This window comes from Citrobacter sp. U14242, assembly GCF_046555775.1.
Lineage (GTDB): Bacteria > Pseudomonadota > Gammaproteobacteria > Enterobacterales > Enterobacteriaceae > Citrobacter.
Window position 1 is genome coordinate 112437 of the sequence record NZ_JBKGLW010000010.1, and the last position, 21455, is coordinate 133891.

Annotated in this window: 17 protein-coding genes; 3 read left to right on the forward strand and 14 right to left on the reverse strand. The window is 51.1% G+C overall.

Going from position 1 to position 21455, the window contains the following annotated elements; all coding sequences use genetic code 11:
- Window positions 1–2 precede the first annotated feature (2 nt).
- From gmd to ACLJXE_RS17605, 9 genes are all read right to left on the reverse strand, one after another.
- Window positions 3–1124: a GDP-mannose 4,6-dehydratase gene (gmd, locus tag ACLJXE_RS17565; protein WP_410751538.1), complete on the reverse strand. Its 1122-nt coding sequence runs from the start codon at window positions 1122–1124 to the stop codon at window positions 3–5.
- A 24-nt stretch (window positions 1125–1148) separates the two neighbouring features.
- Entirely contained in the window at window positions 1149–1703 is a 555-nt protein-coding gene (gene wcaF, locus ACLJXE_RS17570; RefSeq protein WP_286628126.1) for a colanic acid biosynthesis acetyltransferase WcaF, read from the reverse strand.
- Between the two features lie 9 nt (window positions 1704–1712).
- Entirely contained in the window at window positions 1713–2459 is a 747-nt protein-coding gene (wcaE, locus tag ACLJXE_RS17575) for a colanic acid biosynthesis glycosyltransferase WcaE (RefSeq protein ID WP_410751539.1), read from the reverse strand.
- Window positions 2460–2464: 5 nt separating this feature from the next.
- A complete protein-coding gene (gene wcaD / locus ACLJXE_RS17580) occupies window positions 2465–3682 on the reverse strand; it encodes a colanic acid polymerase WcaD (RefSeq protein WP_410751540.1) in 1218 nt (405 codons plus the stop codon).
- Window positions 3657–4874 (reverse strand): colanic acid biosynthesis glycosyltransferase WcaC, encoded by a 1218-nt coding sequence (gene wcaC / locus ACLJXE_RS17585; protein WP_410751541.1) that lies wholly within the window; start codon window positions 4872–4874, stop codon window positions 3657–3659. The genes wcaD and wcaC overlap by 26 nt, the downstream gene beginning before the upstream one ends.
- A 37-nt stretch (window positions 4875–4911) precedes the next feature.
- The gene (gene wcaA, locus ACLJXE_RS17590; protein WP_286628130.1) at window positions 4912–5754 is read right to left on the reverse strand and encodes a colanic acid biosynthesis glycosyltransferase WcaA; all 843 of its coding nucleotides are present in this window, start codon (window positions 5752–5754) and stop codon (window positions 4912–4914) included.
- 119 nt (window positions 5755–5873) lie between these two features.
- Window positions 5874–8036, reverse strand: a complete 2163-nt coding sequence (gene wzc / locus ACLJXE_RS17595; RefSeq protein ID WP_410751542.1) for a tyrosine-protein kinase Wzc — start codon at window positions 8034–8036, stop codon at window positions 5874–5876.
- On the reverse strand, window positions 8033–8482 hold the full coding sequence (gene wzb / locus ACLJXE_RS17600; protein WP_410751605.1) for a low molecular weight protein-tyrosine-phosphatase Wzb: 450 nt from the start codon (window positions 8480–8482) through the stop codon (window positions 8033–8035). Before wzb ends, wzc begins: the two co-directional genes overlap by 4 nt.
- Window positions 8483–8487: 5 nt before the next feature.
- Entirely contained in the window at window positions 8488–9627 is a 1140-nt protein-coding gene (locus tag ACLJXE_RS17605) for a polysaccharide export protein (protein WP_410751543.1), read from the reverse strand.
- Between the two features lie 654 nt (window positions 9628–10281).
- Between ACLJXE_RS17605 and ACLJXE_RS17610 the strand changes: the two genes are divergently transcribed.
- Window positions 10282–11865, forward strand: a complete 1584-nt coding sequence (locus ACLJXE_RS17610) for a TerC family protein (protein WP_410751544.1) — start codon at window positions 10282–10284, stop codon at window positions 11863–11865.
- A gap of 43 nt (window positions 11866–11908) precedes the next feature.
- On the opposite strand, the gene asmA is transcribed toward ACLJXE_RS17610, so the two are convergent.
- The 3 genes from asmA to udk form a co-directional block, all read right to left on the reverse strand.
- Window positions 11909–13768 (reverse strand): outer membrane assembly protein AsmA, encoded by a 1860-nt coding sequence (asmA, locus tag ACLJXE_RS17615; protein WP_410751545.1) that lies wholly within the window; start codon window positions 13766–13768, stop codon window positions 11909–11911.
- A gap of 26 nt (window positions 13769–13794) precedes the next feature.
- Window positions 13795–14376: a dCTP deaminase gene (dcd, locus tag ACLJXE_RS17620; protein ID WP_003036774.1), complete on the reverse strand. Its 582-nt coding sequence runs from the start codon at window positions 14374–14376 to the stop codon at window positions 13795–13797.
- A gap of 91 nt (window positions 14377–14467) precedes the next feature.
- Window positions 14468–15109, reverse strand: coding sequence for a uridine kinase (udk, locus tag ACLJXE_RS17625; RefSeq protein WP_005128328.1), 642 nt, complete (start codon window positions 15107–15109; stop codon window positions 14468–14470).
- A gap of 314 nt (window positions 15110–15423) precedes the next feature.
- On the opposite strand from udk, the gene ACLJXE_RS17630 reads away from it, so the two are divergent.
- The gene (locus ACLJXE_RS17630; RefSeq protein ID WP_410751606.1) at window positions 15424–18753 is read left to right on the forward strand and encodes a diguanylate cyclase; all 3330 of its coding nucleotides are present in this window, start codon (window positions 15424–15426) and stop codon (window positions 18751–18753) included.
- On the opposite strand, the gene alkA is transcribed toward ACLJXE_RS17630, so the two are convergent.
- Entirely contained in the window at window positions 18721–19590 is an 870-nt protein-coding gene (alkA, locus tag ACLJXE_RS17635; RefSeq protein WP_410751546.1) for a DNA-3-methyladenine glycosylase 2, read from the reverse strand. The genes ACLJXE_RS17630 and alkA overlap by 33 nt on opposite strands.
- A gap of 136 nt (window positions 19591–19726) precedes the next feature.
- Between alkA and yegD the strand changes: the two genes are divergently transcribed.
- Window positions 19727–21079, forward strand: coding sequence for a molecular chaperone (gene yegD, locus ACLJXE_RS17640; RefSeq protein ID WP_410751547.1), 1353 nt, complete (start codon window positions 19727–19729; stop codon window positions 21077–21079).
- A gap of 99 nt (window positions 21080–21178) precedes the next feature.
- On the opposite strand, the gene ACLJXE_RS17645 is transcribed toward yegD, so the two are convergent.
- Window positions 21179–21238, reverse strand: a complete 60-nt coding sequence (locus tag ACLJXE_RS17645; protein WP_136345439.1) for a type I toxin-antitoxin system Ibs family toxin — start codon at window positions 21236–21238, stop codon at window positions 21179–21181.
- Window positions 21239–21455 lie beyond the last annotated feature (217 nt).

Sequence of the window (21455 nt, forward strand, 5' to 3'; positions counted from 1 at the left end):
CATTAGCTCTCCAGTGCAATAACAACATCGTAACCATGGGACTTCAGCAGTGAATGTTTCTTCGCTGCTTCCAGATCGTGAGCAACCATTTCAGAAACCATCTGGCGCAGCGTGATTTCCGGCTTCCAGCCCAGTTTTTCGTGTGCCCTTGTCGGATCGCCTAACAGCGTTTCCACCTCCGCAGGACGGAAATAGCGCGGGTCGACGGCGATCATCACATCCCCCGGTTTCACCCCTGGTGCATCATGCCCAGTCACCGAAACCACAATGCCTTTTTCATTCACGCCCTCTCCTTCAAAGCGCAGCTTAATACCGAGTTGGGCTGCGGCCATTTCCACAAATTGACGGACGGAATACTGCACGCCAGTGGCGATCACGAAATCTTCCGGCTGTTCCTGCTGCAGCATCATCCACTGCATCCTGACGTAGTCTTTGGCATGTCCCCAGTCACGCAGCGAATCCATGTTGCCGAGGTACAGACAGGACTCCAGCCCCTGGGCGATGTTGGCAATTGCACGGGTAATTTTGCGTGTGACGAAGGTTTCGCCACGACGCGGAGATTCATGGTTAAACAGAATGCCGTTACAGGCATATATGCCATAAGACTCACGGTAATTGACGGTGATCCAGTAGGCATACAGTTTGGCGACGGCATAAGGCGATCGCGGATAGAACGGTGTCGTTTCTTTTTGTGGGATCTCCTGAACCAGACCGTATAGTTCAGAGGTGGAAGCCTGATAGAAACGGGTTTTCTTTTCCAGCCCCAGGAAGCGAATCGCTTCCAGCAAACGCAGCGTGCCGATCCCATCAACATCAGCAGTATATTCTGGCGAATCAAACGACACTGCCACGTGGCTCATTGCGCCCAGGTTATAGACTTCATCCGGCTGAACCTCTTGCAAAATGCGGGTCAGATTAGAAGAGTCCGTCAAATCGCCATAATGCAGATGGAACTTGGGATTACCCGCATGCGGGTCCTGGTAAATATGGTCTACACGTTCGGTATTAAATGACGAGGCCCGGCGCTTAATACCATGAACTTCATAACCTTTTTCCAGCAGAAACTCTGTCAGGTAAGAACCATCCTGCCCGGTTACGCCAGTGATGAGAGCGACTTTTGACATGTTATTACCTCTTAAAATTTCCCTTCAGGGAGTAACGTTCTCGACGCGTTTACGCGTAACTACTGCGGGGTTACCCCGACATATGGCATTGGCCGGCAACGATTTAAAAACGCTGCTGCGTGCACCCACGACGGTGCCGTCACCAATCGTCACGCCAGGTGCGACAAAAACATCTGTCGCCAGCCAGCATTTCTCGCCAATTACAATTGGCGTGGCGCTAATATCAAAGTGTTGGCTGGCATAATCATGACTCCCGGTGCATAAATAGCTTCTCTGCGAAATAACCGCATGAGCCCCAATCGTAATATTACCCAGCGTATATAAAACCGCGTCATCACCCACCCAGGCGTAATCACCCAGTGTCAATTTCCACGGATAAGTAATTTTAACTGAAGGGCGAATAACTACGTTTTTTCCTATTTTCGCGCCAAATATTCTTAATAAAAATGCACGCCAGCGATACATAACCTGTGGTGACCAGTGAAATAATGTTGCTTGTACCGCCCACCATAATTGCACTTTAATGACACCGCCGCCGCGAAAACCTTTCGGCACCGCGAAGCCGTTTAAATTCTGCATAGTGTGACCTTACGTTTTACCATATAAGTGTTTTGTCTTACCGGTTGTACGCAGACGTATGTATTCAGAAAACCCAGCCCAAAAACCGGGCATGCGCAATATTTGACGTTGAACTCTTTTGGCATCCCGACACAATTCAAGATTATTCGTAGTCGATACACCACCCATGGAAAACTCCGAGACTAAACCAGTCAGTTTTTTAAAAGCGAACCCGGACTTGTATAATTTTGCTGCCAGCGCATAATCCGATGATATTTTATATTGCAAATCATAATGCCAGGTTTGCAGGCCCGTCAGCGGGAAAAATATTGCCTGATGGCTGGCTGGCAAACTGTGGTAAATATACCAACCTGGTTTAGCCCGGCGCGTCATTTTTTTACCATTACCAAAATCCAGCAATGCATCGCCAATCACCATCGTTTTATCACTCTGCGTTTTTAACTGGCGGATAAAATGTGCAGAATCGGCATGCAGAATATCTCCAGAGTTGAGAAATAGTGCAAAACGCCCGCGCGCCATAGCGATACCTTTGTTCATTGCATCGTAGAGACCGTTATCAGGCTCGCTGACAAAACGTAACTGGTGCTCTCCATTGAGATTCTCCAGGAACGCCGGCGTACCATCTGCAGACCCCCCATCGATAACAATCCACTCAAAGCTGATATCGTTCGCCTGCGCAAGATGCGCCAGTGACGCATGGGTTTTGACGATCCCGTCCAGATTGCGGAAAGCGACGGTGATAATACTCAGCAGCATGTCAATTACCTCGCGATATTCAGCGCCTTGCGCAAAATAAACGGACATACGATTAAAAATGCGTATTCCGGACTAAATACTGAACCGGTGAAAAACAACGACAACGGTGTAAAAAGATAAAGTTGCACCCGATAATTCTGATTATCACCAAACGCATTCATCATCATTTTCGCTATTTTCCCCATGTACCACAGGGATAATATTACGGCGAACCACGAAAAATAGATAATTAACAGATACAAACCATTGTCTATCGTTTTACCTACATCTGCACCGTTAAAGATTCCGAATGATGCAACATATTCATAAAGTGAGCCAAATCTCACCACACCGTCGACATTCAGTAATGAATATCCAACCATGACCAACGGTCCTACTATGCGATAATAAGATGAAGAGCCTTCTGTACCTAAATCACCAAGACGCGTCGTGATGTAGGGGAAGGCAAATATCATGCCCACCATAAACACACTCAGTGAGATAATCGCCAAGGGTAACTTCTTTTTTATCGCATCCTTATTCAGATACTGAAACGCCCACTCCAGTAGATAAAACAAAATAAATGTCATTACTCCCGAAAACGATCCTGACAATATCACCCCTGTCAGAATCATAGCATCGGTCCTGGGCGTTTTGATACCAAACTGTTTGATGCTGAGCCAAATTGAGATTAACGCCAGAGCGAAAAATGCAGGCTCAAAATAGAGTGCAGTGGTACGTTTTCCACCAAACTTAATAAAGTTCAGAACATAGCTATTGCTGTAAATAAGATATTTCGAAATAGCTTCCATTATACTGCTGCCACCACTGAGAATGATCTGTACCATTTCAACGGCAGCCAGACCGACCACTAACCCCACCACCAGCCAGAATAAACGTAAAATTTTAGGATAGTTATGCGGTGAAATGATGTTGAAGCGGATGCTCCACACCATGCCAATAATGATCACGGTATAGATAAACAACATGGCAGATGTTACATATTTGCTGGCATCCAGCGATTGGCCAAACAGGTAGTTAAACACCGTCAGGCCCCCACCCACGCCCAACGCAATCAACAGCTTTTTAATATTGATACGGTCGACAAACAGCAGTAACAACAGCGGTAAAAAAGTGACAACGGTGACAGGGAAACTTTCACCCAGTTGCGCAAGTTTGACGTTAACCAGCAGATAAAGCAGCGGTAACACCAGATAGCTACAGACCCTGATAGTACGAGACATATTCCTCCAGCATCTGTTGCCCACTGTATGCTGTCCGGCTCTGCTGGCTAAAGGTAGCCAGCGTGGTGTCAAATACCGCCTGTGCAATTTCTGATTTTTTCAGTTGTACCAGACGCAGAACATCCGCTTCACTGAACGTTTTACCGCCTGATTTTGCCAGCACTTCCTGTGCCGCCTCGCTGTGCGTGGCGATAACCGGTACACCGATAGAAAGCGCTTCGCACAAGATTAGCGGGTAGTTATCAACCTGTGAACTGAACACCAGCCCATCCATCTGATTTAGCGCCCCCATCAAGGTTCGTTTGTCACTTTCAAACCCATGGTTGATGACGTTTGCTCCGGCAAACGGGGAAAACTTACCGAAGGTATGCAGCTCTATTTTGTCACCGAGCGCGATAAGCGCCTGGACCAGTTGCTGGCGGGTTTTGCCGTCATAGCGCAAATCGTGGGCCACCACGGCAATCTTCGGTTTGCCCAGCGGCTCATATTGAACCGGCAAGTCAGCAAGAATCGCTTCTGTCGCCACATCGATACCGTTATTGATGATGTGACAACGCCCGGCACCGTACAGGCTGTTAAATGCTTCCGCTACATGTTGACTGGGCGAGATAAACTGGCAGCCAAGCGCCAGCATCGTACGAAACATTTGACGTTTACCGGGCAGTTGCTGATGTGCTTTATCAACGTTAACCGGGGGATAGTTGCTTAACGTTGGGCATTTCTGGCAGCCTGTTTTCCAGCCTTCGCAGCCATCGGTAAAAGCGCAGCGTCCGGTAACACTCCAGTGATCGTGCAGCGTCCAGACAACGGTGATATCGGGCTTATGTGCCTTCACCTTTTGACAAAACGCCACCACCTCTTCGAGGTTCAGCCAGTAACTGTGCAACACATGGAAATGCAGAACCAACGGGCCCACGGTGCGGGTAATTGTGCGGTACAGACTGTTGAGGTTGCCAAACAGATCGCGGTTTGCGAGGCGAAACAGCGCAATATTCACCGCCGACGTCAAACGCGGTGTATGTTGGATCACGTGCGAATAATTCCCGTGACTGGCGCTTTTCTTGCCGCTTTTGCCATAGCCGTATACAAACCGCGACGACCACCCCTTTTCCAGCGCACGCAGGTGTAAATCCAGCGCGACCCCTGCCGCCCCGCCTTCGGCAAGCCGAACATTAAATTGCAAAATATTCATTACATTACCTTTGCTCGCACATATTGACTTCGCATACTTAACGTCCTCGCAGACCGTCAGCCAGGCGCTTACCGTTGCGGATGGAAAGCAACGTCAGCAATGTGCGCCAGTTCATCCGCTTGTTACGAATCTGATAAAGGGTAAACAGCTGATATTTTTTACTCGCCCGGTCAAATTTACCTTTGTGCTTGCGATAGAACTGGAAATAACCGGAGAACTTATGTGGAGAGGAAGTAATGCGCATCTCGCCGTGATTCACATGCAGGATCTGCGTCGCCTCTTTTACCTTCCAGGGCTTACCGTAGGCCACTACCATGCGCAGAAAAATGTCGTAATCCTGCGCGGCTTTTAACGTCGTATCAAACAGGCATGCTTTGAAACGCCACGCCCAGCTAAAGACCTGATTGCCAATGATATTGCGTTTATAGAATCGGCGTCGTGTGTACATCGACTTTGGATACAGCGGCAGACTGGCTGGCTGTGAATAAACCTCACCGTCACAGACATAATCATCAGCGTATAAAAAAGCGTGTGTCACCAGTTGATGACGAGACTGAAGGAATGTGCTCAGGCGATTCGGCGTCCACTCATCGTCATCATCAATCCCCGTCATGTACTGCCCACTGGCCTGCATGATGGCCTGATTGCGTACTGCGCACGCGCCGGAGTTTATATCGTTATGCGTATAGCTCACGCGTGGATCGTTTAACGCCTCAACAAATTGTTGCAGTTGCTCATACCCGGAAGAGCAATCATCAACAATGATCATTTCCCAGTGGCTATAGTCCTGGCGCAGCACCGATTTAATCGCCCGGATAGCCAACTGCTGGCGGTTCCAGGTGGGCATATAAATAGAAATTAGCGGATTGTCTGTCGTCATTTTTTTGTCCCAGATATCCCTGTCATACTTCAGGTTGCATGTGCGTTGACTTCCTGCAACTCGAGTTATTCAGGGTATAAATATGTTTTTGGAAGCCGCCATCCGGCAATGTTCGTTCTTTATTTCGAATCCGAGGTGTACTCATATTCGTAGTAGCCGTAATCCTGATACCCGCTGGCGCGCCGGAAGATGGAGTTGAGGATCACCCCTTTCACCTGAATACCGTTTTGCCCGAAGCGACTCAGACTGGTTTCCACCTCTTTCAGCGTGTTGACCGCGTAACGCGCCACCATCAGCGTGGTTCCGACGTGACGGCCAACGATAGCCGCATCGGTCACGGCCAGTATTGGCGGCGTATCAATCAGCACCAGGTCATAGTTTGCGCTAGCCCAGGTCATCAGCTCGCCAAAGCGTTCGCTCATCAGCAGTTCTGAAGGATTAGGGGGAACCTGCCCACGAGGGACCAGGTCAAAATGTGCAATTGAAGTCGGTTTGGCACAGGAGGGAATGTCACCCTTGCCGCTGAGGATCTCAGACAGACCGTTGACGTTATTGGTCCCGAGCAGCTCATGGGTATAACCTTTACGCATATCACAGTCGATCAGCAGCACGCGCTTGTTGGTCTGACTGATAACCGCAGCCAGGTTGGCACAGACAAACGTTTTGCCGATCGACGGGCTGACCCCGGTAAGCATCAGCACATTATTACGTGATTGCATCATGGCGAAGTGCAGGCTGGTACGCAGACTGCGCACCGCTTCTATTGCCAGGTCAGTCGGATTACCCACCGCCAGCAACTGGCTCTGCTTATAGCGCTTAACGCCTTTAATGGTCTGCACGTTATCACGGGCTTTTTGCCATTCTGACAAGGGAATGCTGGCATACACGCTGATGCCGTGCTCTTCAAGCACCTGTGGGCTTTCAATACCGCGATTGAACAGCGACCGTAGCAGCACGCCAACCACTGAAAGCATTAAACCGAGAAGGAGACTCCCGAGAATAATCAGCGCCGTTTTCGGTTTCAGGACACCGGGCTGAGCAATAGCGGGGTCGACAATGCGCACATCGCCAACCGTACTGGCTTCCGTGATCTTCAGCTCCTGCTGTTTATTCAGCAGTTGCATATAGACCTGCTGGCCAGACTCCACGTCACGCGTCAGGCGGACAATTTCCTGCTGCGTTTTCGGCATTGCTGTTACGCGCCCGTTCAGCTTGTTTTTTTCATCCTCCAGTGCCTGGCGTTTTTCCAGCAACGTGCGGTACGCGGGATGCGCTTTGGTGAACAGTTTGGAAATCTCAGCTTCTTTGAAGGTCAGTTCATTTAATTGAGCATCAATGTTGACCATCGAATCCAGTACCGCTTTGGCCTCCAGCGGCAAATCGACGGAGTCTTTATCCTGACGAAATGCATTCAGCTTGTTTTCGGCAACGTCCAGACGGTTGCGCACCTCTGGCAATTGTTTTGCCAGAAATGCCAGGCTTTTGGCGGCCTCTTCAGATTTACGCTCCACGTTTTGTTGCAGATAGTTGCGGGTAATACTGTCGAGGATCTGGCGGATTTGTTCACGATCTTCCCCCGTAAAGATCAGGCTCAAAACCCCGGTATCTTTACCTGTTTCCGTCACCATCAGGTTATTTTGCAGATTGTTGATTGTGCCAAGCGTGGAGAACTTACTGACGGTAAATTCGCTACCCGGACTGGCATGAATCGCCTCAACCAGCATCGATACACCGTCATGGTTCAGTAACTGCCCAACCTGACCACGCGCACTAAAGCCACCGTCACTCACCAGTTGATAACTTTTATCGTTCAGTACACTCAACGTGAAAGTCTGTTCATTCATTGACGTTGGCAAGGTGAAGGTCGTCACATTGACCGTTTCATTCTGGCGGCCCATCAGTCGGTCCCAACCGGCACCAAAAAGAGGAAATGTATCTTTAGTAACGGAAATATCCAGATTGAGATCGTCTACCGTTTTGCCCAATACCCGTCGCGACTGTATAAGTTGAATTTCCGCTTCAGAGGCCGGTGGCTTGTTGGATAACGCCGAGCCAATATCCTGGACTAACGAGTTTCCGGTATTTTGTTCAATTTGCACCAGCGCATCGGCACTGTAGATCGGCGTGGCAAACAGGGTATAGACTGCCGCACACAGCGCAAATGCGGCGGTTATGCCCAGAACCCACCAGCGTGCTTCGACGACTGTCCCAACCAGACGTCCGATATCGATTTCATCGTTGCCAGTTACCGACGTTGCAGACGGTTTTTCTTTCTCTGTCATTGTTTTCCCTGCTCCGCATTCAGTGCCTGAGCCCATTGGTGGGCAGACCGCTCAAGTAGTGCATACACCGCATCAAATGCATCACGGCTTTTGCGATACGGGTCGGGTATTTCGCGTTCGCTGTCCCAATGGCCGAACAGCATCACTTTGCCACGCATCTCCGGCACCATTTCACACAACGCCGTAATATGGCGTTTTTCCATGGTCAGGATCAGGTCATACTCCCGGCACATCCGTCCCGAGATCTGCCGCGCACAATGATTTTCCAGCGACAAGTTATGTGCCTGAGCCACACTCATGGCGCGCGGATCTGCGCCCCTGCCTACCAGCGCGCCGAGGCCAGCGGAAGAAACCGTCAACGCCGGATGGAATTGCCTTAACAAGCGCTCTGCCGTCGGAGAGCGGCAAATGTTCCCCACGCAGACAACTAATATTTTGTTAAACATCATGATTACCAGTTGTGGAGGTCGCTGGCCGTATCCGTCATATAACGAACACCGCTAATGGTCGGCAGCAACTGATTGATCAAACGGTTCCAGCGAGCAACCGGCGCGGTCGTGACATACACCACATCGTAAGGCTGAAGTCGGAAAGAGGTCGCCATCACCAACGATGTCGCGTCGGACATATCAAGCTGGTAGATATTGGCGATCTTGCCGTTATGCCCGCCCTCGCCTTTTAATGGACGAATCACGAAGATGCCGCTGGCATTGGAGGTGGTCAGGTCGATGCCCTCCGCATTGCCCAGCGCTTCGGTGAGCGTCATACCGCTGAAGTCCATCTTGAGGGTGCTCTGTTTTTTCACTTCGCCCATCACGAACACTTTCAGGTCGTCATTTCGCGGGACAAACAGAATATCGCCAGGATAGAGCAGACGGTTCTGGCTTAGATCGCCATTTTGCATTAGCGCTTGCAGCGAAATTCGTTGCTCCTGCCCTTTGTGGGTCAGCACAACGTTGCGCCAGTCAGCCTCTTCAGTGAGGCCGCCTGCGGCATTAATAGCATCAAGGATGGTAAGAGGTACGTTGGTGATGGCCTGTTGACCGGATTTATTCACCTGCCCGGAGACATATGCCTTTTGCGAGCGGAATGCGGCGATATTAACGTCCACCTGCGGGTCCGCGATGTACTTCGCTAAGCGCCCGGTAATATCACTACGAATTTCTGCCAACGTTTTTCCCACCACGCTCACTTTGCCAATGTAGGGATAAAACATGGTGCCATCAGGTTGCACCCAGTTTCCCGTATCGCTTGAGCTACGATACTGTCCCGCAGGCGTGGTGAGTTCGGGGTGATCCCAGACGGTGACATTCAGGACATCGCCGGGGCCAATCCGGTACTGATACCCGGAGATCTCCTGATCCAGCGACATGTTAGGTTGAGCAACATTCGGTCGCGGACGCAATTGTTCAACCAGTCGAGGGGTCAGTGGATAAACATTCACCATCCGGTTGATATCAAAATCGGCATCCTGTTGCTTAATCACATCTTTGCCCATGGTAGACATATTGCTGCCCGGAAGCACGGTACAACCGTTGATCAATATTACCGACACCAATACTGGTATCAATTTAAGTTTGGATTTCATCATTGATTATTTATCACTTTGGCAGAGTCATTATCACGTGCATTTTAAATAGCGATTACACCTGTTTGCATTTACCTTGCCGTTAATTGAATAGAAATTTAACTGGCATCAGTCCAAAAAAAATAGATTCATCCGCTGTCTCTTGACAGAATAATTTAGGTTTATCATCAGGCGACCAGACACGCTACCGCCCCTGGCTTCATTAGCTACCAATGCACTGATTAATTTATATTTTTACCATCCTCGCAATGTTCATCATTGTCATAGCACCAGCCCACCAGAAATAGCATGATGCGATACTGACAGAATATTTATCTTTTGATTATTACGGGAAGAATTGTTGCAGCTAACCGAATAGCAGGCAAGATAACAAGTCTGAAACGTAGCCTTTTAAGATTAATATTAAGTGCGGGGCATGTATATTTTTAAGATTTTATTGATGTTGACAATGCTAATATATAAATATCCAACCTGCGATATTTCCTAAATATAAGTGGATAAATAAAACCATTTCTTGCAGTTACCTTCAGGCTATTCTCTCGCCCCTGTCCTGATATAAACGGCAGAGAAATCCCTTCTCGCCATTGCATTTTTCGCCGGTTTTACCCATGATCGAATTGTGACAATTGTCATATAACTATGGGTATAGCATTTACTATGGAATGGATTGCCGATCCGTCAATCTGGGCCGGACTCGTCACGTTAATCGTGATAGAACTCGTTCTTGGCATTGATAATCTTGTTTTTATTGCCATCCTCGCGGAGAAACTCCCTCCAGCCCAGCGGGATAAGGCGCGTATTACCGGGCTACTACTGGCGATGGTCATGCGCCTGCTGCTGTTGGCGTCAATATCATGGCTGGTGACGCTGACCACACCTCTGTTCAGCATTCGGGGCTTCAGCTTCAGCGCCCGTGACCTGATCATGCTATTTGGCGGCTTCTTCCTGCTGTTCAAAGCGACGATGGAGCTTAACGAAAGGCTGGAAGGGAAAGACAGCGACAATCCCACTCAGCGTCGGGGTGCGAAATTTTGGGGCGTGGTCGCGCAAATTGTGGTACTGGACGCCATTTTCTCACTGGACTCTGTGATCACCGCTGTTGGCATGGTTGATCATCTGGCGGTCATGATGGCGGCGGTGATTATTGCCATCAGCCTGATGATGCTGGCCAGTAAATCGTTGACCCGCTTTGTTAACAGCCACCCAACTATCGTTATCCTGTGCCTGAGCTTCCTGCTGATGATTGGTTTCAGCCTGGTCGCGGAAGGCTTTGGTTTTCGCATACCGAAAGGCTATCTGTACGCGGCTATCGGCTTCTCGGTCATGATAGAAGCCCTGAACCAGCTGGCTATTTTTAACCGTCGTCGTTTCCTGTCGGCTAACCACACGTTACGCCAGCGTACCGCCGAGGCGGTGATGCGTCTGATAAGCGGTCAAAAAGAAGATGCCGAGCTGGATGCCGAAACTGCCGCCATGTTGGCGGATCATCATGAAGGCCAGATTTTTGCACCACAAGAACGGCGGATGATTGAACGCGTACTGAACCTTAATCAGCGAACCGTCAGCAGCATCATGACGTCACGCCATGATATCGAGCACATTGATCTCAATGCCCCGGAAGCTGAAATTCGCACACTCCTGGAGAAAAACCAGCATACGCGTCTGGTCGTAACCGGAGAAGATGAACAGGAAGAACTGCTCGGTGTGGTGCATGTGATTGACCTTCTGCAACAGTCGCTGCGTGGCGAACCACTCGATTTGCGCGTCTTACTTCGCCAGCCGTTGGTATTCCCGGAAACCCTGCCGCTCCTTCCGGCGCTGGAGCAGTTCCGTAATGCCCGTACGCACTTCGCTTTTGTGGCCGATGAATTTGGTTCGGTGGAAGGAATCGTGACGCTGAGCGACGTGATGGAAACCATCGCGGGTAACTTGCCAAATGAAGTCGAAGAGATCGACGCGCGTCATGATATTCAGAAAAATGCCGATGGGTCGTGGACGGCAAACGGCCATATGCCGCTGGAAGACCTGGTACAGTATGTCCCGCTCCCATTAGATGATAAACGTGAGTACCACACCATTGCCGGGCTGTTAATGGAGTATCTGCAGCGTATCCCGAAAACCGGAGAGGAAGTACAAGTGGGTGACTATTTGCTGAAAACCTTGCAAGTAGAAAACCATCGGGTGCAGAAAGTCCAGTTGATACCACTGCGCAGTGAAGAAGAGATGGATTACGAGGTATAAGCGATATGCCGGATGGCGCTAAAGCGCCATCCGGCTCAAGGGTTCAAAGTTTATCCAGCAGCTTTTTAACGTCTTTGCCGTTGCGGGAGTCCTGGTTGCGATCGGCCCAGTCGTTCAATCGGCGTTTCGCTTCATCCTGCATATACTTACGCAAGAGTTGGTCAACCTGCAGGTTATAGTTCAGCGACTGCCATTTGCCATAGACCCTGAGCGGAACCGGAGTCGCTTTGAGGAAATCGATCAATTTGCTTTCCCCATTCCATCCGCCCAGCACGCGTACGTTAAACTGAGTATCACAATTTTGCTCAACCAGATCTAACGTGCCCTTACCCGAAAGCGCCAGCATGGCGGACTGCCCTTCCATGTTATCCAGCGTAACCTTGCCGTTATCCAGCGTCAGATCGGTCACAAAGCGATCCAGCCGCGTCGCATTATCCAAATCCTGTTGTGAGCTTGCATTGCCGCCGCTACGCTCAACCGCCTGTTGCACCAGTTGCTGGAAGTTCATGCCTTCCATACGCGTGCCACTCATCTCAACATTGGCCTGTCCTTGCCAGCTGTGACGAAATGCCTGCGCATCAATGTCAGAGCCCGAAAAATCGCCAGCCAGTGACAGCTTGCCAGTAAGGGCTATCGGGTAGTCAAAGGCTTTCAGGATAGTGCCGATTTCTACGCCTTCCAGTCGTGGATGAAAGACGGCCCGTGGTGAGCCTTTTCTGGCATCCAGCGCGCCAGGAAGCGAGATCAACCCACCGTCACTTTTTCCCTGTAACTCATTGATATTCAGCAAGCCAGCCTGATTGACAATTTTTGCAGAAACATTATCAAAGGCCATTTTCCGCCAGAGAACTTTATCCGCCTGAAGTGCTATATTGGCGGAAAATCCTTTCAGCCCCTGGTAAGAGACGGCATCAACCTGCGAGGCAATGACCGGTCGCGCCAGAGTCGACTGGCTCTGACTCTGACTCTGCTGTGCCCCGGTATCTGTCGCCGTCAGAGCGTCATGCTGTACGAGCAGGTTATCCAGATTGAGCTGGCCGAATTTCAGATCGACATCCCATGCGGGTTTCTCCGCCAGCGTTACCAGAGCTTGCCCGGCGAGTGAACTGTCATTCGCAGTTAAGTTAATTTGAGTAAAAGCGAGCTGTTTTTTCTCTTCCTGCCACCGCGCCTGAAGCTGACCCTGGCCGCGGATCCCCTGCGGCGGCAAGTCAGCGCCCTGTAACTGCCAGCTTAGCTGCTCAATGTTAGCGACTAAATCATGCGGATAGTCAGACGCATCGACAGCGCCGCTGATGGACAACGTCAGGTCGCGCTGGTCGCGGTTAACGCGGCCGGTGATATCGAACGTTCCGCGATGTTGGACATCCTGTTCCATATTCAGGTGAATATCACGAACCGTTATCTGTTCATCGTCTTCATGCTGGAATACCAGAACGCTGTCAGCCACGCGCAGGCGAGCGATATCAAACGACCATCCACGATCTTCTGCCAGATCCGGCAGTGTATTATCTTTTGGCGCAACAGGGGCATCGACTCCACGCACAGCCTCGGTTTCAGGTGTGAGTTGAATCACCGCGCCTTTGAGCATGACTTGCTTTACGCTGAGTTGATGACTCAACAACGGCAACAAGGCGACGTCCAGACGCATATTGTCGGCACGAACCAGAGGTTCTCTGGCACCGTCGGCCGTTAGCACCATGCGCCCGGAGAGAATGCTCAACTGGGGCCACACGTGCCAGCGCAGAGGACCATCCAACTGCAGTTGATATCCGCTACGCGCAGCAACTTGCTTCACCATGTATGCGCGGAAATCGTTCGGATTCACCAACAATACTAACGCAGAGAAACCGGCCACCAGCACGACCAGAAGAATCATCAACGTCGTCAGAAATCGTCTCATGCTATCCCCAATGGACTGAAAAACACTCAGTCTTTATCGATCCGGCTGGCTACCGCGCCCTGCTGATCGCGATACTTCGCATCCTGACGGCGGTTGTAAGGTCGCGCTGCCGGGCCGGAAAGCGGTTCGAAGCTCAGTGCACCAATCGGCATACCGGGGCGCAGCGCCAACGGTAATTTTCCTGAGTTGTAAAATTCCAGGACGATGCACCCCGACCAACCCGGATCAATACGGTGTGCAGTAACGTGTACCATCAGTCCCAGACGTGCCAGCGAAGAACGGCCGTCTAACCAGCCAACAAGGTCGGAAGGCAGCGTTACGGATTCGAAAGTGACCGCCAGCGCTAATTCACCTGGATGCAGGAAAAACGCTTCACCATCTTTGAGGACAATTTCATCACTCATTACGCGGTCAAGCGCAGCGCTGACCTCATCCTTCGGTCCGCTCAAATCGATATACGCCGCCGTATGACCGCGGAACGTACGAAATTTGTTTCCAAGACGCACATCTACCGTTGCGCCGTTGATACGCTCGACAGGAGGACGTGGATTGATCGACAGACGACCTTCATCCAACCAGGCTTCAATATCTCGGTCACATAAACGCATGGCACTTTCTCCTTTCGTGCTTCAACCCCTTAATGCCAGGCGCGTTAAGGGTGAACCAGGTTATCACTGAACGGTACACAATTCGCTGAACTTATTCAAAGAACTGACTGATTTTCGCCTTCAGAATATCGATAGCGATGCGGTTTTTACCCCCGCGAGGCACGATGATATCGGCGTATTGTTTTGAAGGCTCAATAAATTGCAGGAACATCGGACGTACGGTTTTTTGGTATTGCGCCATCACCGAATCCATTGAACGACCACGTTCATTCACATCCCGCTTGATACGGCGCATCAGGCAAATATCCAACGGCGTATCAACAAAAATAGAGAAGTTCATTTCATCACGCAAACGCGCATCCGTCAGCAACAAAATGCCTTCCAGAATAATGACTTTCTTAGGTTCAATATGAATAGTTTCTTGTGTGCGCGTGTGTTCAACATAGCTATAAACGGGCAATTCAATGGCAGAGCCACGTTTAAGTGTTTGCAGATGCTGAAACAGCAAACTGTGATCCATCGCGTTCGGATGGTCGTAGTTCGTTTTTACGCGTTCTTCCATCGACAGATGGCTTTGATCTTTGTAATAGCTGTCTTCGGGAATAACGCCAATATGTTCGTCACCTACTTGTTCGCGCAATTCGCGATAAAGAGTACTGGCAATAAGACTCTTGCCGGAAGCCGATGCGCCGGCAATGCCGATAATGACGCACTGATGGGACTGATCAGTCATAAATTTAGCGACCTGATTAACCTGGATGTAAGGAAGGGCGGCGTCGAAACGCCAAACGCGGCAATTATAGGGATTTCAGCAGCGCGATGCCAGCCCAGGCTGCACCAATGCGTCCCTGTCGCAAATTAAAACGGTTAATTTTAAAGCAGGCTCAAGTTTTATTCACCCGCCTTAGGAATTAATGGCTTGAGCGTGTTAATTTATGAGCAACTGGCGTATAAATTGTAAATTATTTGTACTAGCATAAACGAAGATTAAACGTGATGCGGCCGGTAACTCTGCTGGCCGACATCGGCTATTTGGGTAAAGTGGTAATGAGTAAACAATTCCAACATGTTTTAGTTACCCTACCCCATCCTCTGCTGCGCCTGGCCAGTTTAGGTCTGGTAGCATTTATCTTTACGCTATTCTCGCTGGAACTGTCGCGTTTCGGTACCCAACTGGCACCGCTTTGGTTTCCAACCTCAATCATGATGGTGGCGTTTTACCGCCATGCAGGAAAAATGTGGCCCGGGATAGCGCTGGCTTGCTCATTCGGTAGCATCGGCGCGTCTTTGCTGTTCTTTCCTGGAGGCTCGCTTAACTACACTTATACGACCATCAATATTATTGAAGCGGTCGCCGGTGCGATGTTATTGCGCAAACTGCTACCCTGGTACAATCCCTTACAGAATCTGAATGACTGGGTGCGATTGGCGTTGGGTAGCGCCGTCATTCCACCGCTGTTAGGTGGTGTGCTGATGTGGCTACTGCTCCCGGAGGGAACCTCGTTAAATACGTTTCTCATTTGGGTGCTTTCCGAATCCATCGGCGCGCTGGCCCTGGTGCCATTGGGTCTGTTATTCAAGCCTCATTATCTGCTGCGCCACCGCGATCCCCGTTTACTGCTTGAGACCCTCATCACGCTGCTCATCACTTTAACGTTCAGCTGGCTCTCCATGATGTACGTGCCGTGGCCGTTTACCTGCGTCATTGTGTTGCTGATGTGGAGCGCCGTCCGCTTGCCGCGTATGGAAGCATTTTTAATTTTCCTCAGCACCGTCATGATGGTTTCTCTGATGCTGGCTGCCAACCCATCGCTGCTCTACACCCCAAAAGCGCATGTGATGACAAGTATTCCGTGGCTGCCGTTTTTGATGATTCTGTTGCCAGCCAACATGATGACTATGGTGATGTATGCATTTCGGGCCGAGCGAAAACACATCTCTGAAAGCGAATCGCGTTTTCGTAATGCAATGGAATATTCCGCGATTGGCATGGCACTCGTCGGTACCGAAGGGCAGTGGTTACAGGCAAACAAGGCGTTGTGTCAGTTTCTTGGCTACAGTCAGGAAGAACTGAGAGCGCTGACCTTCCAGCAGCTCACCTGGCCAGAAGATCTGAATAACGACCTCGAACAACTCGGCATGTTGACCCGTGGTGAAATCAATAGCTACTCCATGGAAAAGCGCTACTACACGCGCGCGGGCGAAGTCGTCTGGGCATTGCTGGCCGTTTCGCTGGTACGCCACAGCGACAACACCCCGCTCTACTTTATTGCACAGGTCGAAGACATAAACGACCTGAAGCACACCGAGTGGATGAATAAGCGGCTGATGGAACGCATCACCCTCGCCAACGAAGCAGGCGGTATCGGCATCTGGGAGTGGGAACTCCAACCCGACGTGATCAGTTGGGATAAGCGCATGTTCGATCTCTATGAAGTCCCGCCGCATATCAAACCCAGTTGGCAAGTCTGGTACGAATGCGTCGTACCGGAAGATCGCGAGCATGCTGAAAATGTGATTCGCGACTCTCTGGCCGCACGAATTCCCTTTAAACTCGAATTTCGTATTGCAGTGCGTGACGGCGTGCGACACATCCGCTCGTTGGCTAACCGGGTACTGAATAAAGACGGAGAAGTTGAACGCTTACTCGGCATTAATTTGGATATGACCGAAGTGAAGCAGCTCAATGAAGCGTTGTACCAGGAAAAAGAACGCCTGCACATCACGCTGGACTCAATCGGCGAAGCGGTGATTTGTATTGATGTCGACATGAACGTGACTTTTATGAACCCGGTTGCCGAGAAGATGAGCGGCTGGCAGCAGGACGACGCGATAGGTATTCCGTTACTGACAGTGCTGCGTATCACCTTTGGCGATAACGGCCCATTGATGGAAAACATCTACAGTGCCGATATGTCGCGCACAGCCATAGAGCAGGAGGTGGTTCTGCATTGCCGTAACGGCAGCAGTTACGACATTCAGTACAGCATTACGCCACTCAGTACACTTGACGGCGGCAGCATTGGCTCCGTACTGGTCATTCAGGATGTCACCGAGTCACGTAAGATGTTACGCCAGCTGAGCTACAGCGCGTCGCACGATGACCTCACCCATCTTGCTAACCGGGTCAGCTTCGAGAACCATCTGAAACAATTGCTGCAAGCCGTACACGATACGCATCAATGCCATGTTCTGGTCTTTATCGATCTGGATCGGTTTAAAGCCGTGAACGATAGCGCGGGCCATGCAGCTGGCGATGCCCTGCTGCGCGAACTGGCGTCTCTGATGCTCAGCATGCTGCGTAGCAGCGATGTACTGGCGCGTCTCGGTGGCGATGAATTCGGCCTGTTGCTGCCAGATTGCAACATCGAAAGCGCACGCTTTATCTCTGGCCGTATTATCCGCGCCATCAACGAACATCAGTTCATGTGGGAGGGCCGTCTGCACCGCATAGGCGCCAGTGCGGGTATTACGCTGATCGATGAGAAAAATCATGTCGCGACGGAGGTCATGTCCCAGGCGGATATCGCCTGCTATGCCGCCAAAAACAGCGGACGTGGGCGGGTCTGCGTGTATGAGCCTCAGCAAAGTCAGACGCACACCTCACGGGAGCTGCTGTCGTTTGATGAACAGAAGCACATTATTGCGCACAACCCGATGCTCATGATCGCCCGGGGTGTGGCCTCTCCACGCATTCCTGAGACATTCAGCTTCTGGCTACTCTCACTGCGTCTGGGAACAGAGGACGGTGATGTTATCGAAGAGCATATCTTCCGTACCGGACTCGTTGACCCTGCGCTTAATCATGCGCTTGACCGCCGGGTTTTTAACGAATTTTTCCAGCATGCTGCGACGGCAATTGCCAGTAAGGGACTCAGTATTGCCCTTCCCCTTTCTGCCGCCGGACTGTTGAGTACCGAACTTGTGGATGGACTGTTAGAACAGTTGCAACATAGCCCGCTACCGCCACGTTTATTACACCTGACCATACCAGCCGGAGTGATGAAATCGCATCCAGCTCAGAGCATATCGGCCATTCAGCGACTTCGTCACGCGGGTTGTCGGATTATTTTAAGCCAGGTTGGGCGCGACTTAGAGATCGTTGAAAACCTGAAGTTTCACGCTGTCGATTACCTGTTACTGGACAGTGAGATTAGCGCCAGTGTTCACGGCAACCTGATGGATGAAATGTGGGTTTCTATTATCCAGGGCCATGCTCAGCGCCTGGATATCAAAACGATCGCAGGCCCCGTGCAAATGCCACTGATCATGGACGCACTTTCTGGTATCGGCATTGATATGATCTACGGCGACATCATTGCTGATGCTCAGCCGTTGGATCTGCTACTCAATACCAGTCACTTCGCTATCAACTGACGGCTGCCATCCTTCCGTATACCAGATATGCAATAACGCATAGGAGCGCCACGGTTTCCAGCGCTCGGCATAGCGCCGGATCTGGGCGGGTGTCATGCCCGGAAAGCGTTGTTTGATCAAATAATCGTCAGGAAGAAAAACATCTTTCGCCTGCCAACCGCGTAGCGCGAAATAATTGGCGGTCCAGCGCCCAATTCCCGGAAACGTTTGTAGATGCTTCACCCCCTGCTCGATATCAGGTGGATCAACGGGCAGAAGTGTGCCATCCAGCGTCGCCCGAGCCAGATGAATCAGCGCTTCAGCGCGTTTGAGCGGCATGCCTAACGCTTTCAGGTCCAGCGGTTGTGCAACGGCCAGCGCCTCAGGGGTGGGAAAGCAGACATACTCTGGCGCATCGGCAAGCGTATCACCATAGAGATGTGCCACTTTCGCCGTCAGTTTCGCTGCCATCGCCACGCTGACCAACTGCCCCAAAATCGCGCGCACACCTTGTTCAAACGCATCAACCGAGCCCGGTAGCCGCAGTCCAGGACGCGCCGCTCCCAGACTCCCCAACGCGCGGACGATGTGTTGCGGACAGCAGTTCAGATCGAACAACCGCTCTATTTTTGCCAGGCACTCGTGAGCTACGGGCTGCAGTCCAGGACTTAACGTCACCTGCAGCACGTTGGTTTCCAGATCCGGAGCGACGCTCACCACCCCGCGATGCTCGCCAATCGCCAGACTTCTTGCATAATGCAATGTGCCTACGGTCTCTACACCCCCAACGGCACGGGCGGCAAGAAACCCCAGCATCCAGGGCCAGTCGTAAGGCGGTTGCCAGCTCAGAGTAAACATGTACGCTTCCTTTTTTTGCCAGCCTACAGCATAAACGTTATCCCGACGATACGCCTTGCTTTCATATTCCAGTTGTCGGGGCGTCAACATTTCGCTAAAGTCACGCCCCTTCTTCACTGGCATGGGGATTTTTACGGTGTTTATTGGTTTTGACTACGGTACGGCAAACTGTTCAGTAGCCGTCATGCGTGATGGGCAGCCTCAATTGCTCAAAATGGAAAATGACAGCACGCTGCTGCCTTCTATGCTTTGTGCCCCTACGCGTGAAGCGGTCAGCGAATGGCTGTATCGCCATCATGATGTCCCGGCAACGGATGACGAAACGCAGGCATTGCTGCGTCGTGCGGTGCGCTTTAACCGCGAAGAAGACATCGATGTTAACGCCAATAGCGTACAGTTTGGTCTGGCATCTCTGGGTCAATATATTGACGACCCGGAAGAGGTTTACTTTGTTAAATCGCCAAAATCATTCCTGGGTGCCAGCGGCCTGAAGCCACAGCAGGTTGCGCTGTTTGAGGATTTGGTCTGCGCGATGATGCTGCACATCCGCAACCAGACACAGAATCAGCTCCCCGAAGCCATTACCCAGGCCGTCATCGGTCGCCCGATAAACTTCCAGGGGTTAGGCGGCGACGACGCCAACGCCCAGGCGCAGGGTATTCTTGAACGCGCGGCAAAACGCGCGGGGTTTCAGGATGTGGTGTTTCAGTACGAGCCTGTCGCGGCAGGACTGGATTACGAAGCCACGCTGCAAGAAGAAAAACGCGTACTGGTGGTGGACATTGGCGGCGGTACCACCGACTGCTCATTGCTGCTGATGGGGCCGCAGTGGCATCAACGCGCCGATCGCGAAACCAGCCTGTTAGGTCACAGTGGATGTCGCGTAGGCGGTAACGATCTGGATATCGCGCTGGCCTTTAAACACCTGATGCCGTTACTCGGCATGGGAGGCGAAACCGAAAAAGGTATCGCATTACCTATTCTGCCGTGGTGGAACGCCGTCGCGATTAACGATGTCCCCGCGCAAAGTGATTTTTACAGTACCGCCAACGGTCGATTGTTGAACGATCTTATCCGTGATGCTCGTGAAGCAGACAAAGTCGCGCTGTTACTCAAAGTCTGGCGCGAGCGTCTGAGCTACCGCCTGGTACGTAGCGCAGAAGAAAGCAAAATTGCGCTTTCCGCTCAGGCAAACGTCACGGCGGCACTGCCGTTTATCAGTGATGAACTGGCTGCCGTAATCAGCCAACAGGGGCTGGAAACTGCACTCAATCAACCACTGGCACGTATTCTGGAGCAGGTGCAACTGGCCCTGGATAATGCCCAGGAAAAACCGGATGTCATTTATTTGACCGGCGGCAGCGCGCGCTCACCGATTATCAAAAAAGCGCTTGCCGAACAGCTTCCGGGGATCCCTATCGCCGGGGGCGATGACTTCGGCTCGGTTACCGCAGGTCTGGCACGCTGGGCGGAAGTGGTTTTCCGCTAAGTGGCTCGCAGGCTGAAAAGTGCGCGTATTGACATCATCGTTACTGTGGCTTAAGGTCAGGTGTGAGGGTCAGGGAGGGTTTCCCCTCCCTCTGGTATCTTAGTAAGCCGGTAAGCTAATCACTAAGAGTATCACCAGTATGATGACGTGCTTCATCATAACCCTTTCCTTATTTTGGCCCCTTCCTCGGGAGGGGTTTTGCCGTTTCAGCATCCGGCTGAAATCTCTGGCTTACCTCCTTTTTGCCGTGCCTGCACTCTATCGCACTCTTCCGCATTCGCTATTTTCAGCGCTGATTGTTGCGTAATGCCTCGCAAAGCCGCGTCAGCATTCAGACGAATCCCGACAGTGTTTCATAATTCCTCCATTTTTCTCC